At 49.2% G+C, this 14,798-nt stretch carries 16 protein-coding genes; 3 read left to right on the top strand and 13 right to left on the bottom strand.

Annotation, left to right across the window (positions count from 1 at the left end; translation table 11 throughout):
- From E7Z62_06390 to E7Z62_06350, 9 genes are all read right to left on the bottom strand, one after another.
- The coding region (locus E7Z62_06390) for a zinc-ribbon domain-containing protein (protein MBE6522734.1) at positions 1-120 on the bottom strand (120 nt) is incomplete at its 3' end.
- 108 nt (positions 121-228) lie between these two features.
- Complete coding sequence (locus E7Z62_06385; GenBank protein ID MBE6522733.1) at positions 229-540, bottom strand: 50S ribosomal protein P1; 312 nt, start codon at positions 538-540, stop codon at positions 229-231.
- A 20-nt stretch (positions 541-560) separates the two neighbouring features.
- A complete protein-coding gene (locus E7Z62_06380; protein ID MBE6522732.1) occupies positions 561-1,565 on the bottom strand; it encodes a 50S ribosomal protein L10 in 1,005 nt (334 codons plus the stop codon).
- A gap of 12 nt (positions 1,566-1,577) precedes the next feature.
- Positions 1,578-2,216 carry a 50S ribosomal protein L1 gene (locus E7Z62_06375; protein ID MBE6522731.1) on the bottom strand — a complete coding sequence of 213 codons (639 nt, stop codon included), beginning with the start codon at positions 2,214-2,216 and terminating at the stop codon, positions 1,578-1,580.
- A 108-nt stretch (positions 2,217-2,324) separates the two neighbouring features.
- Entirely contained in the window at positions 2,325-3,461 is a 1,137-nt protein-coding gene (locus E7Z62_06370) for an excisionase (protein MBE6522730.1), read from the bottom strand.
- 102 nt (positions 3,462-3,563) lie between these two features.
- A complete protein-coding gene (locus E7Z62_06365) occupies positions 3,564-4,034 on the bottom strand; it encodes a 50S ribosomal protein L11 (GenBank protein ID MBE6522729.1) in 471 nt (156 codons plus the stop codon).
- Positions 4,035-4,037: 3 nt separating this feature from the next.
- Entirely contained in the window at positions 4,038-4,847 is an 810-nt protein-coding gene (locus E7Z62_06360; GenBank protein MBE6522728.1) for a transcription elongation factor Spt5, read from the bottom strand.
- Positions 4,848-4,863: 16 nt separating this feature from the next.
- Positions 4,864-5,091: a protein translocase SEC61 complex subunit gamma gene (locus tag E7Z62_06355; protein ID MBE6522727.1), complete on the bottom strand. Its 228-nt coding sequence runs from the start codon at positions 5,089-5,091 to the stop codon at positions 4,864-4,866.
- 246 nt (positions 5,092-5,337) lie between these two features.
- On the bottom strand, positions 5,338-8,004 hold the full coding sequence (locus E7Z62_06350; protein ID MBE6522726.1) for a hypothetical protein: 2,667 nt from the start codon (positions 8,002-8,004) through the stop codon (positions 5,338-5,340).
- 1,069 nt (positions 8,005-9,073) lie between these two features.
- Here E7Z62_06350 and E7Z62_06345 point away from each other — a divergent pair.
- The 3 genes from E7Z62_06345 to E7Z62_06335 all read left to right on the top strand — a co-directional run bounded on the left by E7Z62_06345 (position 9,074) and on the right by E7Z62_06335 (position 11,829).
- Positions 9,074-9,505: a hypothetical protein gene (locus E7Z62_06345; protein MBE6522725.1), complete on the top strand. Its 432-nt coding sequence runs from the start codon at positions 9,074-9,076 to the stop codon at positions 9,503-9,505.
- Positions 9,506-11,270: 1,765 nt separating this feature from the next.
- Positions 11,271-11,528: a UPF0147 family protein gene (locus tag E7Z62_06340; GenBank protein MBE6522724.1), complete on the top strand. Its 258-nt coding sequence runs from the start codon at positions 11,271-11,273 to the stop codon at positions 11,526-11,528.
- A gap of 67 nt (positions 11,529-11,595) precedes the next feature.
- Complete coding sequence (locus E7Z62_06335; protein MBE6522723.1) at positions 11,596-11,829, top strand: hypothetical protein; 234 nt, start codon at positions 11,596-11,598, stop codon at positions 11,827-11,829.
- A gap of 126 nt (positions 11,830-11,955) precedes the next feature.
- Here the strand turns inward: E7Z62_06335 and E7Z62_06330 are convergent, their stop codons facing one another.
- The 4 genes from E7Z62_06330 to E7Z62_06315 all read right to left on the bottom strand — a co-directional run bounded on the left by E7Z62_06330 (position 11,956) and on the right by E7Z62_06315 (position 14,579).
- Positions 11,956-12,255 carry a hypothetical protein gene (locus E7Z62_06330; protein MBE6522722.1) on the bottom strand — a complete coding sequence of 100 codons (300 nt, stop codon included), beginning with the start codon at positions 12,253-12,255 and terminating at the stop codon, positions 11,956-11,958.
- A 162-nt stretch (positions 12,256-12,417) separates the two neighbouring features.
- Positions 12,418-12,681 (bottom strand): hypothetical protein, encoded by a 264-nt coding sequence (locus E7Z62_06325; GenBank protein ID MBE6522721.1) that lies wholly within the window; start codon positions 12,679-12,681, stop codon positions 12,418-12,420.
- 157 nt (positions 12,682-12,838) lie between these two features.
- The gene (locus E7Z62_06320) at positions 12,839-13,153 is read right to left on the bottom strand and encodes a hypothetical protein (protein ID MBE6522720.1); all 315 of its coding nucleotides are present in this window, start codon (positions 13,151-13,153) and stop codon (positions 12,839-12,841) included.
- Between the two features lie 115 nt (positions 13,154-13,268).
- Positions 13,269-14,579 (bottom strand): hypothetical protein, encoded by a 1,311-nt coding sequence (locus tag E7Z62_06315; protein ID MBE6522719.1) that lies wholly within the window; start codon positions 14,577-14,579, stop codon positions 13,269-13,271.
- Positions 14,580-14,798 lie beyond the last annotated feature (219 nt).

Genomic DNA, 14,798 nt, shown 5'->3' with positions numbered 1-14,798 from the left:
CTGCTCTTGAATCTCCTGGTCGGCAGCAGAACCGCTGACGACCTTCCCGCACTGGGGACAGAACTGCATGCCCGGCTTCAGGGTCTTCCCGCAACCGGAACAATATTTGCTTTCTTCCATGCGGACGTAATCAAATATCGACTATATATGGGATTATTAGCCCGAAAATAAGAAAAACCACAAGGGTGTGGTAAGTAGTTTGTATTGACTCTGAAGATCAACTGACGTTCATCCGAAGAGTGCAGAGAGACCTGCTGCTGCATCCTCTTCGCTGACCTGCTCAACCTCGGGTTCCTCGGCTGCTGCGGGTGCGGCGGCTGCTGCGGGGGCGGCTCCAGCTGCGGGTGCTGCTGCGGGCGCTGCGATTGCGGCGTTCGCGATAGCATCTGCGATGTTGACTCCCTCGAGAGATGCAACCAATGCTTTGATCTTTGCTGCGTCAGCGTCGACTCCGGCGGCTGTGAGGACTGCCTTGACTGCGTCCTCGGTGATGTCTTTGCCAGCAGAGTAGAGCACCATTGCGCTGTAGATATACTCCATTTAATTCAACTCCTTAAATTTCATCCGAAAAGTGCCGAGAGGCCTGCTGCTGCATCCTCCTCGCTTACTTCCTCGGGTTCATCCTCTTTCACACTCTCTGCTGCAGGTGCTGCCTCTGCTGCTGCAACGGGTGCTGCTGCGGCGGCTGCTCCTGCCCTGGCGGAGACGGACTCGCTCTGGTATCCGGTAGCGGATGCGACTGCGAGCATCTGGGCGTCTGCCTTTGCGACGAGTGTCTTGATACTTGCTTCGTTGGGTATCGCGGCTTCAACAGAGACAGCAACTGTCTCCCTGAACGCCTTTGCAATCAAGAGCGGGAGCGTCTCCTTTGTGGGGAACGCGATCTCGACACCGAGTGCCAAAGCGTTGTGTGCAGCCGTAGCGAACATGTTGGCGTAGTAGTCCTCGGGAATATCCAGAACAGACTTGGTATAGACTGTTCCGTCCTCGTATGCTGCCCTGAGGTCCAATCCCACGATCATGGGGAGGATCTCGAGTTTGGGGAGCATTCCGGCGACGTTCGCGGGGATGGGTTCGCCCTCCTTGACGAGCGTCGTGTCCTTCTTGACGACTATCTTTCCTGCCTCGATTGCTGCAGGAAGGCCTATCTTCTGAAGCTCTCCGATGATCGGTCCGGGTCCGAAAGGTGTCGGTCCCTTAGGTACAACGATGTCGAAGGGTGCGATCTGACCTGCCTTAGCAGGTGCGGGGGACATTGTCTTCTTCAACTGTGCGAACAGTTTGAAGGGATCCATGTCCGTAGTTACGATCGCGCACTGACCATCGATTGAGTCCTTGAGTGCTTCGATTCCGGGTTTGTCCGCGGCAACCTCCTCAATGGCCAAGAGCATCAGTTTGTTCTTGGTCATCTTGAGCTTGGCGTGGGCCCTGAGTCCTGCCCTCATGGACTGGATCTGCTGTCCGGGGATGTTCTCCATGTCGACAACTGCGACGACTGGAGCCTCGCGCATATCCTGTACCAGCTCGTTCACCAGGTCCTTCTTCCAAGTTGCGACGTGTGCCATCTTCAAACCTCCTTACAGAATCCTCTCCGCAGGTCCCATGGTGGTCTTGACATAGGCTGAAGCGATGTTGTGCTCTCCCTTTTCAAGGTGAGACTCGACACGCTTGAGGACCAGATCGATGTTCTCAGCGATCTTCTCAGGGTCCATGTCAACGGATCCCACGGGTGCGTGGAATGTCTTCCTGTCTTTCGTTCTGATGGACACAGACTTGCGGAGACCGTCGATCATCGGTGCGGGATCTGCTCCCGGTGCGATTGGTTTCGGCATCTTTCCGCGAGGTCCGAGAACGGTACCCAGCCTCTTACCGACCTGAGCCATCAGAGGTGCCTCAGCGATGAAATACGTGGTACTGTTCGCGATCTTCTTTGCCTGCTTCTTGTCGTCTGCGATCGCTCCGAGTTCCTCGGGTGTGATCACAAGATCGGCCACGTCCTTGGCTTTCAAGGCTAGTTCGCCACCACCAATCACAGTGATCTTCACTGCCTTTCCCCTTCCGTTCGGGAGAATGATATCCTCCTGGATACGGTTCTTGGGGATGGTCAGATCGACATCCTTGAGATTGATGGCCAACTCAACCGTCTCAGTAAAGTTGCGCTTCTTTGCACCCTCGAGTGCTTTCTGCACGGCCATTACGGTTGGTTTTTCTGCCAATACAATTCCTCCTGTAGTACTTGCGAGCCTTGCGGCTCTCCTACAAGTATTCCTCTGTAAAAACAACTGATATATAAACTATTATAAAGGAAAGGAAGGACCGGGAATTCAGATCCTATGGGAGATCTTTTCTATACGGTCCTTCAGGAGGTCCATGATCATGCCCTTACGCTCATCCCCGATGAATCCCTTTGAATCCAGCACTGATTCCACGGCACCGAGGGATGATGTCATCGATTCGATGTCCAGCCATGAGAAATCCGAGACGAGACCCAACTGCTCATGGAACGTCTCCTTGAAAGGCTTAGCGCTGTGGTCCAATTCGGTCTTGAACCTATCTGTACGGATCTGACATCCCAATGACGACCCGGTATCGAATATGGGTGCGGGCCCAATTACTTCCAGCGTATCAGCGTTGCGTATCAGTCCGAAATTACCCATATGCCTGTCGTTGTTCATCATGATGTAGTCTATTACGATCATACGGTCCAATGCAGGGACTATATCGACGCCCAGATCTTCACATACACGGACGTAGTGCATGTACAGGTTATCGCTCTTCTTCTGAGAGACGGATTTCACCAGATGATATGCTGTCAGCAGTTCGGTGCTTCCATCGATGAAATCCTTGCAAACGCTGTACGGGTACCCGTCCATCCAGACCAAGTCATATGGGATGTGGTCGATGGACTGCGAGGACATGAGTATAGATGCGATGACTTCGTTGAAAGGTTCTTGCATATTCTGACCGCTTCCGCCTTTGATAAGGCATCTCTCTCCGTCGATGATCTTCCATCTTTTCTTCAGGACACCGTCCGATGTGTTATCGGGGGATGATAAGCTGAGTTCATCGCTTCCGGAGATCTTGCCGAAGAGCAGATCACCCATATCCTCGGAGAATTCGTTCTCGAAGAAATTTACATCCTCCCAACAGATGTCAGATCCTTCCCTTCTGATCCAGTATTGATCGGACAGGCTGAGTCCCATGCACTTCTCGATAAGCATCGTGGTGGAGTGGTAGTCCAGTTCGTAGAGGACATCCTTTATACCACTGCGACTGGCAGGGATGGAACGGCTGTTCCACCAGCCTTTGAATGCACGTCCGTCGAGGAAACCCTTGACAACGGTACCCATGGGCATGTGTTCTAAGTGCTGCATATGCTCTACCTTGAGAATCGTGCCGTCATCTTCGCTTAGGATCAGATCGGCCACGATGACATCCTTATGCATGAACTCATAACGCATATGGCAACAGCTCCCTCGGATTCGAAATATGTTCTTCGAGTAATAAAGGATGGTATCGAAAGAAAATGGGGTGGGGGTGTTCCCCCTTGAAATGTTTTTGACTCAGAACTGGGAGTCGTACTCACCGGCCTTGACGGCCTTGGTGAAGTCCTTGGGTCCCTTTCCGTCGATGGTCACACCGATGGCGACGCAGGCTCCTGCGACTTCCAGGACCCTTGCCTTCAGTGTTGCACCGAGGAGATCGTCGCCTTTCATGTCGGCGATCTTCTTTGCCTGGTCGAGGGTGAGGTTTCCTACCTTCTCGGTCCTGGCGTTGTGGGCTCCGGACTCTACTCCGAGCTCTCCCTTGATCAGTGCGGACACGGGGGGTGTTCCGACCTTGATGTCGAATGTCTTGTCGTCGTTGATCAGGATCTTGACGGGGACCTTCATTCCGTCAAAGGCCTTTGTCTTCTCGTTGATCTTCGCGATGACCTGACCGATGTTCACTCCTTTGGGGCCCAGTGCGGGTCCGAGCGGTGGACCTGCGGAAGCGCGGCCTCCGTCCACCAATGCCTCAACAGTATCTACCATTGCTCATTTCTCCTTTTCAATTAACCTGACGCTGTCTCCTTTGACAGTGACAGGAATGGGGACCATGGCCTCGACGAGTTCGACTGTGATCTCCTCTTTGGCCTGATCGATCTGCTGCACCCTTGCTTTCTCACCCTTGAAGGGACCGTTGACGAGTTCGACTAAGTCTCCCTCCACGATTCCTACGACTGCGGACACGGGTGTGAGATAGGGGCTGATCTCGCTGATATCCGCTTCTCCGTCGATGAAGTTCCTGGCCTTTTTGATGTCCTTGGACTTCTCGCGGACGCGATCGGTGTTCATGCCTTCCACGAACACGTATCCTCTGAGTCCAGCAGGGCTCAGGATCGCATATATGTCCTTGTCTTTGGCCTTGTTCGCCTTGGATGCCAACTCGTTCGCGACGGTCTTCTCCTGGTCGATTTGGGTCTTAAGGACCATTATGGACTGTTGTGCTACGGCTTCGAAGACCAGCGATGATATTCCGTCATCCGCTTCCGCGGTGACCGTGGTCTTAACGGAGTCGCCGTACCTGGCTCCGTTGGGGCAGATGACCTCCAGCTTGAGTTCCTTCGCGTTCTTTCCTGGAAGCGCGATTGTGACCTCTGTCTTGCTGGTGTCGTTCGTCCAGATCTCTCCCTCTGTAGCGTCATGGAGACTCACCGTCCACTCGGGGGCGTTCTCCGCATCCGGTCCAGCAACGACTGAGAACGAGATTTTCGCTTTGTCTGCACTGGATGTGAGCTTGAAGGGCCAAGAAACGATTCCGCTGGCTGCAACCTTCTTCAGATTGTTGTCACCAGTTAGCATCATGATGATTCAGCCTCCGTCAGAAGTATCCCGGAAGGACGGTCATGAGCCACCAGATGGCGAAACCTACGGCTCCGATGAGGATGATACCGATCGCGGTGATGTACACTGTCTTGGTGTATTCGTCCTTGCTCGGTGTGCGAGCCATCTTCATGATCCTGCCGTACTTTCCCTTTCCGAATCCGCGTGCCTTTGCCTCGAACTCGTCCTGGAGCTCTTCGTACGTTGACTCTTCTTCGTCTGCCATTTCAATCGTTCTCCGTCGGCATGAGCCGATTTTCCCGTGCTTGCTTTCGCTGAAGCGATAACAACACAGAACAAGCCCCTCTATTATAGATTATATTATAAAGGTTTCTCAGAAAGCCCGTAGATGAACAACAGTATTATTGGAGTCTTTTCCCTGCCTTCGATTCTCTGAATTCAGACTTTTTGTTGAAAAATGTAGTAACAATAAGGGAAAGATGAGGGGATCTCTCCCCTCGGTTTATCCGGTTTACTCTGCGGGTTTCTTCTTCACGAAGTAGAACACCGCTCCGGCCGCGAATATGACCACAATGGCCGCGATCACAACATACAGCACGGTGTTATCATTGCCGCCTGAAGGCGAATCTCCACTGACGACAATGGCCTGCGTGGTGCTCTTACCCTCGAAGGTGATGGTCACGGTCTTGTCCGAGGTCTTCAGAGGCGTCGCGAGCGACGGACTGAAGGAGAACTGCGACTCGTTGCCCTTGTACGGCAGGACCTTGAAGGTCATGTCGTCGTACTTCAGCATGATCGACAGTCCGGCGGGATCGAACTTCTCTCCCTCCTTGTACGAGACCTTGGTGGGGGCGTTCTTCACAGATATCTCTGTGAGGGACACCTTCTTGAAAGTCACGCTGATGGTCATGTCCGAGGTGACCTTTCCGCTGGTAACGGACCAGGTTCCTACGGTGTAACCGTCGTTGGGGATGGCCTTCACTGTCTTCGCGCTGGTTCCGGTTCCGATGATCATGGTATCGCCGTTGACCGAGATGTTGGCGTTGATGGCCGCCTTAACGGTCGCAGGTGATACGGATCCGCCTGTGCCTGCTTCGAAAGTCAGGGTGTAGGTGATGGTCGGGGACGGTCCGGGGCCGGGTCCGGGTGGTGTGGGGCCCGGGCTCGATGTGAAGTTCGCCTTGATGTTCAGATTCTCGGTGACCTTTCCGCTCGCCGGTATTCCGGACCAGCTGGAGAAGGTGTATCCGGAGCTGGCGGTGGCGGTAACCGTGGTGGTTCCGATGGTCAACGTACTTCCGCTGGCGGAGATGGACGCGTTATCAGCAACACCGGTAACAGTCGTCTGTGACACGGTTCCACCAGAACCTGCTGTGATGTTAACATTGTGCGTCACTGGCGTCTCACTCTGCTGAACTTCATAAGTGGAGTTGTGGGTAGTGGTAAAGGTAATCGTACCTGCAACAGCATCGTATGTACCTCCCATCAGAACCTTCTCAGCTGAACCTCCGGGTACATAGTACACCGCAGGGTTCGTTAGACCAGTACCAATTGGCAGCGTGATCGTGACAGTTGTAACGGTCACGTTCTCGAAGACAATTTCGAAGGTGGGTGCGGCCTCAGGACCGGCCGGCGTGATATTGACCAACGAGATAACAGAGCTCTCATTGCCCTCGTTAAACACAGTTCCCTCGGGGAATTCGATCTTAGCCTTTCCGTCGCTTCCAGACTCGAAGGTCGTCTGAAGGTTAATCTCCACCTTCTTGTCATCACCGACAGTGAACTCCGAATCGTTGGATATCGAGACGGAATCTGTATCTGCCGTCACAGTCGCATCCTCAGTGGTCTTGTGTGTGGTCTCATCCACATGCTCGACCTCCTTAGCCTCTGCAATGACGGGTCCTGCGAATGCTTGGGTTCCGGTGAAGTTCGTGGATCCTGTAAGGACAAGCTGATACTCTCCGGAATTCTTGATTGTGTCTGTATCGGTCCAGGTCTCGCCGTTCTTTATCTGCCACTTCGAAGCAATGGTGGCAGGGCTCGCATATCCGTCTACAGCATAGGTCAATGTGTATCCTTTTTCATCATAAGCAATGCGCTCACCACGAGTTATGGTAGCATCACCGTTCTTGATTGTTACATCAAGTGTTGAAACACTCAGAGGAGAGATGTTCCATGTCTTGGTTGCAGATCCGGTGAAGTTGCCTGAACCGGTAACGGTGAGAGTGTAGTCCCCATCTGTCTTGACATTGGTCTGGACATTGTCGGAAACGGCCAGTCCGGTTCCGATGTTGTAATCTACAGTGGACACCGTGATCTTAGTGACTGCCTGAGTCTGAGCACTGCCATTGTAGGTTAGAGGATCGCCCAAGGTTACTGTTGCTCCAGTAATACTCAGAGGTGCAATAGTGAAAGTCGCGGTTCCTGTTGCTCCTTTGTAGTTACTAGTCTCTGCAATGGTGGCCTTAATGTCATATGCTCCGGCATCCGTAGGTACCGTAGACGAATATGCCCCTTCGCCGGCAGATGTCAACTTGTACAGGTAGGTAGCAGTAGTTCCTCCAAAAACGGCTGTAGTAGTAGGCACGCTGGGATTTGCCCCATATGTCCATCCAGCTATGGTGACTGCTGTGATTCCATTCTCCGCCTGTGTGATGGTGTAAGTTGCAGTCTTGTTTCCAGACTCTATATTCTCATTCTTAGATGTAAGAGTTAATGTCTTTGATCCAGCATTAATCATATCATCTGGCCAAGATGCGGCGTTGAAATCAGCAGACACATCCTGATCACCGATCTTTACGGTGAATCCTGGATTCTGTGCAACTCCTGTATACTGTCCGGAATCTGATGTTAAAGCCAACGTGACATCATTGAGCAAAGCCTTTCCTATTGTGAGATCGCCTGCAGAAGCTATCGTAAATGTCCTGGTTGCTGAAGAATCCGATGCTTCAACAGTAAACTCTCCTGAGGCCGAAGGAGTTGCTTCGTAGGTGTATGTCTGGACCTTACCAGCATCAGCGGCATAGGTGGTATATGTCAAGGTAACGGTCTCATTTCCAATTCCGGTGGGAATCGATTTGAATGCGAGGGTCTTGGTCCCCTTGTATACAGCATCAGTCTTTGCCGGAATGATAAGCTTATAACTACCTCCAGATGGTACACATGTTATTGTATCCAATACACCAGCCTCATTAATCAACACCCCAGAATTAGTAAACATCCCTTCTCCGCTAATAATACCAGAGTTCGTAAGTGTTCCTACCAGATTGAGCACGCCACTTACAACAAGTGTTCCTTCTACAGTCACCTGATCATAAAAGGTCATTGTCGTACCATTCCCTACAGTTGCTGTCTGTTCTGTGGGAACAATGAAACTACCATAGTATGCTCCAGTTTTTTCCAGATCCGATCCTGCAATATAGGTACCGTAATTAACAAACGTGTACTTACCATCCACCGCATCCAGAGAAGTACTGGTAGTTATAACCTCAGATGTCGCTGAGACACTGGCTTTATAAATATTATTAGCAAATGATATAGCATTACCCGACACACTTCCAGAAGCAAAACTAGCCTTCAAAAGGTTACCCACCTCATACAACTTCGTACTGTCAAATGCCTTGATGAAAGTATTGTCATTTACAACAACATTCCCAAGAGCCGCGTTGAAATGCAACCTCATGGCATAACCTCCCTGTGTGGTAGCAGTATCGGTCATGCCCCAACAATCAAATGTATTACCCGTTATCGTTAATGTCGTACCTGTTCCATAACAATGGTTAGATTGTATTGCATTCATTCCACCATGGAATTCGTTATTAACGATACTAATGCTAGATACGCGTTCATCACCCTTTGCAGAAATGGCTACACAACGGATTCCATGAGACTGTCCATCACGGGCACTACTTGAATTATCTCCTGCTGTACTAGCATAGATCTTATTTCCTCCGCCACTCTCTGAAGTACCGATAATAATGTCCCCGGTACAATCCACAATCCATAGTGCACCAGCCCTGGCATCAGTAGAATCATTTTCATAAATGCCGTTATTGATACCGACATCCATCATCTCTACTAGTTTTGCATCAGATGAACCGAACGTGGATCCGGTAACCGAAACATTATTCGCCTCAGCGACCCAAAGAGAACCTGTGAACGTGGATTCTGTTACGTTCAGAGAATGCTTGGTTCCATCCTTAGTCTCAGACATATAAGCGAACAACCCGGCTGAAGAAGATTGACTAATGATATTGAGATCACCAGTAGGGAACACTATAGCTGTAACTCCTATCGAAACGTTTAGCTCAACATTTCCATTCAAACCCCTATACGCATTTGTAAACTCAGGATACGAACCAGTGTTTGATACGAAGCCATTGTTACTATTGAGAACTATTGTTCCGTTGTTTATGATAGTACCATTGTTCTCAAGAGTTCCAAAGTTTGTCAAGGAACCACTTATTGTAAGGGTCTGTCCATTCTTCACAGACATGGCTCCTCCTGTAGGGATTGTCAAATCTGTAATTGTAACAGTCTTTGTTCCGTCCGCTGCAGACGTCTTTCCATTAGCATTAATTACTACATCATCGGGAACAACGATGATGTCACCGACCATGTCTGCTTTAGTTATTGTCAACGTCGCAGGGACAACTTTTGGTGCTGCCGTTACCTTCTGAGTAGCAACGATGACATTTCCATCAATAGTAGCCTTATCCATTATCACAGTTGATCCAACATATGATGTCCAAACCCCAGGCGATGTTGATTGCCCATGTCCGTAAACTGTAACTGCAGAAACATTATCCGATCCAATTATGCGAGTTCCGCCAGTAAGGTTTACAGTACCATTCCCTATGTACAATGCTGTTCCTTTCTTTACACCATCCAGGTCTGTTAAGAACTGTGGATTGGATGTAGAATTTACACTGGATGCGTCTAAAATAATATTGGAAAGATTAAGCGTAGGCATGAAACTCTTCATCAAAACTGAACCTTCGGTATTACTAGGGTTAGCACGAATTATACCATCTTTAATAGTAAGTTCATTAGCTCCAAACCAAAAATACATTATCTTATCGTCAAGTCCACCAGTTCCAACAGCTCCAGTTGGCGTGGTAATATATGTCTTATTATTGAGATCAATAGTCACACTGTATTCACTCGATGAATAACTACTCGAAGATCCTGTCTGCAACAATGCATTATAAATTCCAGTATGATCCGCAAGTACTTTGATAGTAACATCCTGAATAAGTGCACTGTTGATTGCAATTACGGCCAAGTCAAGTGTAGTATAATACAGAGTGCTTGAATCCTCCTTCATAGCACCGAACCCAAGGGCCCCTATTTGGTCCTCTGTTACTTCACCAGTAATTGTGATGCCCGTTCCCTTAAATGTATCCGTTATTGAACTGTAATTCGAAATGGCTAGAGTTTTTGTTGAAACAGTATAAGCATAACCACTTGTGTCTGGAATATCAACGGCCTGACTATCTAAATCTACGATGTTTCCCGCATCGTTTTCATCAACATCCGTAATTAAAACGAATACTGCGAACGCCATGGCTAATGCCGCCAACACCGCAAGCATCTTCTTTCCTTTCATATTCATTCTATCAACTCGTTCTTCGAAGCCGTCAGATCATCCGCGCCATGCTTTCTGTCCTGTCACAGTTCAGAGGAAGGCCTTCTTCGAAAGAATACAAGAAACGATACGAAATGGGATGTGCTGCACCTACCGAACCTACGGTACCATAGGCATCGGCAACGACAGAGGCAGAATGCCCCTTATGGCGATAGATAATGTCTGCAGAATCCATCCGCACCATCTCGTATTCTTCAGGATAGCGCGGACCTGAGATCCGTCGGTAAGATGTGTTGGGGATACTCTCACCCCCCCCCCCTAGGCACAGCTTCACAGCCTATGAGGGAGCCGATGTGCTCATCGGACCTACCCTAATTGGTTAGGAAGTGATTAACAGTCTATTAAAAAATAACTAAACAGTCAATAACGATTAATCATCGTTAAACTTTGGAGCAGTACTGGCTATTCTTTCCATGTCATTATCATCCAACTATCCAAAAGACCCGAAACCCGTTGAAATCCGATAACGGAAACGTATCTAACAGCCTCAAACAATCATGGATCGTTCATCCATCACGTAGTATCCAGCCTTGAACACACCAAGAACCGTGGAAAAAACCGCCAATGATATATATGTAGTCCATGTTCGACCCATTAATCCTACGGGGGTAAGAACAATGGAAGAGATTCTGTGCAACGTAGAGCTTGTAAAAGAGAACAATGATTTTGTCGTAAGGATCCAGAGCGATCTCGGCGGCGTCAGGGAATACAAATCGATGAACTTCGAGGAAGTCCTCGACCAGATGGTCCAGGACCTGCAGGAAGAGTTCGAGACATTCTGATCCCGCGGTGATTCCATGGCAGACAAAGTCAAACAGATAACAGACGTTCTCGACATGCTCGCAGAGGATACATCCGTACCCCGTAACATCAGGAAAGGTGCGACGGACGCCAAGGCCAGGCTCCTCGATACGAAGGAACCTATGGATGTCCGCGCAACCGGAGCCATCGTCATCCTTGACGACCTGGCCAATGACCCCAACATCCCCATGCACGGAAGGACGTTGATCTACCAGGTCATGAGTCAGCTCGAGATGATCAGTCAGGGAAACTGAACGATTCTCTTCCAAACCACCCTTTTCCTTCTTTTCTTTATATATTTACAAGTTGGTTCTATCATCCATGAATCCGATCACCGACGAGGAGGTCCTCACGGTCATACGCGAGAACCCAATGATCTGCACCCGTGCGATAGTCAAGAGACTCCGCCCGGAGGAGTTCAAGGACAACAAGACCTATCTGGAGTATATCGAGAATCTGAAGCCTACGCTGATGAGACTCTGGAAGGACGGCGTTATAGTATCCTCGAAGGTGCAATGCTGCACCTTCAACCTGAAACAATGGCAGATCAACTGAGACCCTGATTGTCCTTCTCCAAAATATGCTCGCGGCATGCATGGATGATCATATTCAGAGTGATCACGCTCTCCCCGTCATCCTCTATAAAGGTCTCCATAATACCGGATCAGACCGGGTGTAACTTCAGCTGTTCGCGTTGTTGTTGATCTCAAGTCCAGCAAGGCCTAACACCAGTCCTCCGATGGAGCTTGCTGATGCGATGCCTACCAGGGTAGTCCCTGTTGAGACGGTACCAAAGGCTCCGGCCATCATTCCCGCACCGACGACTCCTGCACCCAATGCGACAGCTAACGCAACTGCTCCGACGATTGCGACCGCGATTCCGAAGGTCTTCCAACTGAATCCGCCTTCATATTGCATCTCTGCAACGGACATGTCCGTGTAGTTGGTGGGCATCCTCATCTCGTATGTTGCATTTCTCATATCCATACCTCGCAATAGTCGTGAATACGTCTAACAGAATTAACTCTGAGGATATTATAAAACAATTCCGCATAGTCTATTGAAACTTTTGTGAACGTCGATCGAAACAGAATTGTTCGATTCAAATGGAACAAAGGACAGACGCTCTGATCCGCCATAGGATCAGTCGTGGGCATCAATGATCGACAGTCCGGCTATTCCAACCGCCAGTCCTCCGACTATGCCTGCCGCTCCAGTACCAAAACATACGGCCGACGCTGTACCGATATAAGCCAAACCGAATCCGCCGAAGAACGCGACCGCCCCGACCGCCGCAAGCACTATTCCGAAGGTCTTCCAACTGAATCCGCCTTCGTACTGCATCTCTGCAACGGACATATCCATGTAGTTGGTGGGCATCCTCATCTCGTATGTTGCATTTCCCATGGTATCGACCCGCAATTATCGTGGAATCCATCCTAGCTGAACGACTCTACTAAAGTTATAAAATGATTTCGACAGATCGATCCACAATAGCACAAGCATGAATCAAACCATACAGAAGTAAGAGGGTTGAAGGAAGATGTTTTGGTTACTTCCGGGATCAGCTCTTAAGAACGACCACAAGGAAGATACCGACTGCGACCAATGCTCCGACGATGACACCAAGCAGGTTGATGATAGCATCGATGACCACATCCCAGAGATTCACATCCCTGAATGCGGATATGTCACTGAATCCGCAGAGCCAAATCCAGACACCGAGCAGTACGATACCGATTACGGTCATCAGTCCGCCGTATCCCTTGGCCTTACCGGCGCCGAAGGCTGCCGCAAGGATTCCAGTGAGGAGCATGACAATCGCGAATGCGACAACGATGAGGCTGAGGAACTCCATCGACCAGATCTCTAATGCCATGTTTTTCACTCCGATTTTACTTCCCGCAAGGCGGGATATAATGTTACTGGAAACAAACTCCCCTATATTTATTAATAGTGCATTCCACAGATGTTCCTTGGCAGCTTCGATATGATCAATCGTTGACTTTCCAATATCCGTTACGCCTGTTTCCCACGCGTTCGATCATTCCTCTTTCTTTGAGCTTGACCGCTATCTTAGCTATGGTGGATTTGCTGATTCCGGTGATTATGGAAATGTCCTCGAAGGACCCTTTTGGATCTATACGTATCGCATCCAATACGCGCAGCTCCCTATCGGTCATCGGCATAACGTTACCCTGACGCAATCTGGACACTATGCGCGCACGGCCGAACCTCATAACTACAACCACTGTGCTCGGTCCTATGTCGAAAGCACCTTCCCCGTATGACGATACTATGACCGGTACTCCGTGTCCGGTATGCTCCGTCAGCCCTGTCTGAATGAATACCCTCATCAGGGATTTGTTGACAGGCATGCTCTTCCCGCTGTAGAAGTCATCCATTGAAAGCCAGTACGGTAAAGTCCCGTACGATATGACCTCTAGACGATCATCGAAGATGTGTACCGTCGGTGCTATACGATTGATCCAGTTGTTGTGAACACAAGCATTGATCCATGCCTCTTTGAAAGAATCTATATCGAACAATGAGGTCTCCTTTCTGATCACATCGCTCATATCGACGCTTGTCTCATTCAGAGAGGATACGTAATCGATTACCGACTTTGTCTCTCTTAACAAAGAATGCCCCGCATAATCGGTCCTTATCGATATGGATGTACGGTCTATGCCCTTGAATACTACGACCGTCAGCGGTATGTTGTTCTGATCTGACAAAAGTTCGGCCTGGAAATTGTACCTTCCTTCCAGATTCAGGAGGTCAAGGCTTTTGCGGAGCCTGTCGTCATCGCTCACATCCATCCCCTTCTCTCTAAGAATGGAAACGAGCTCCGAGAATGACAGGTCCGTCTGCAAGGAGGAAGTCTCTATCAGATTGTCTCCTGAGCTCAATATCATATTCCTGATCTCGGACATGGGGGCCTTGCGATTCGATTCGCCAGACCTTACGAAGACCTCGTCCTTGTATGTGTATGGCCTCTCCGTTCCTTTCGCCCTTACATGGATGTACTTCCTACCGTCGGAAGCATTTAGGATATCGATCCTGGCGATAATTCTCGGCTCTATCCTCTCATAGATCTTGTCCGTGATGTCCTTCAAGGTGTTCTTCCCGATATCCAAACCGATGACATCTCCGTTATCCTCAACACCGAAATACACGCTGGCGATACCGTCCTTATTAAGCATGGATACGAGAGATTTCAAGCCCTCGTCCATTTCTGCCATGCTCTTTTTGAACTCCTGTGACTCCGATTCTCTCCCGAGATTATCCATGGTATTCAGCATTACAGATGATTCGTATCTATATAATTAATTCCTTTTTAATTCTAAAATAATTCTACTACATTATATGTAACAAAAATATCAAACGAAATAGCGAATAATTATGCACTTTTAATGTCTTTTAAGTTAAATAATCTGTAAAATATCAAATTACTAATAATTCTATTTTAATTCATATTTAATTCCATCACCGATGAATCAGACTCCTAGAATGACGGTATA

It is taken from the genome of Thermoplasmata archaeon (genome assembly GCA_015063285.1).
GTDB lineage: Archaea > Thermoplasmatota > Thermoplasmata > Methanomassiliicoccales > Methanomethylophilaceae > Methanoprimaticola.
The sequence above is the reverse complement of the archived record's forward strand: the minus strand, read 5'-3'. Positions and strand labels throughout refer to the sequence as shown.